This window comes from Methanothrix sp. (assembly GCA_029907715.1).
Classification (GTDB): domain Archaea; phylum Halobacteriota; class Methanosarcinia; order Methanotrichales; family Methanotrichaceae; genus Methanothrix_B.
This window is the reverse complement of the sequence record JARYLI010000050.1, coordinates 1-656: the sequence shown is the minus strand read 5'-3', so window position 1 is coordinate 656 and position 656 is coordinate 1. Positions and strand designations below refer to the sequence as shown.

Annotated in this window: 2 protein-coding genes; both read right to left on the bottom strand. The window is 42.7% G+C overall.

The features are described 5' to 3' along the window. The coding region (locus tag QHG98_09770; protein ID MDH7597998.1) for a hypothetical protein at positions 1-185 on the bottom strand (185 nt) is incomplete at its 3' end. A 5-nt stretch (positions 186-190) separates the two neighbouring features. Beyond that, positions 191-656, bottom strand: a 466-nt coding sequence (locus QHG98_09765; GenBank protein ID MDH7597997.1) for a hypothetical protein, incomplete at its 5' end; no start/stop codon positions are given.

Genomic DNA, 656 nt, shown 5'->3' with positions numbered 1-656 from the left:
CCAAACAAAAATGAAATCAGTAAAATCGCTCCAGTGATTTTAGACTGCCAATGTTCGAGCGAATCAAGGCGTCTATCATGCTCCTGGAGTGTTGAATATAAACTATCCAGCATTTTTTTGATGTACATTGTCCTTTCATCAATCCGTGAAAGTTTGGCTTCAATATTCGAGTTTTCTTCATTCATTCAACTCACTCCATAAATCCCAGAAGTTTGCGGGCTTCTTCTCGTGATAGTATCCCCAACTGGAATCCTCGTAATGCGATGTCTGAGTTGATCCTGGATTTCTCAATCTCAATTTCTTCCTGATCCGGATCACGGAATTCGGTTTCGAGATAAAAATCCGAGATTAAAGATTTTTCGAGAGTCCAGTTCATTCGCGGGAACTCCTTTTCAAATAATTCTATCAGATCTGTCTCAAGATTTCGCATCAGTCCGTAACCAATCGTGTACATGAACTGGCGAGTAATCCGCCCGATTGCATAGGTCGAACCTTCTTCATAACCCAGTGCAGACAGCGGAATGCCTAGCCTCGCTGATATCGATCTGTTGCAGTCCTGGATTGTTGCAGACACATCAGGATATATCGATCTTGGTTCCAATCGCCTGAGCTCAATTTGTTTGGAGTGTATGAAGAGATGATCCGGTTCGATAGGC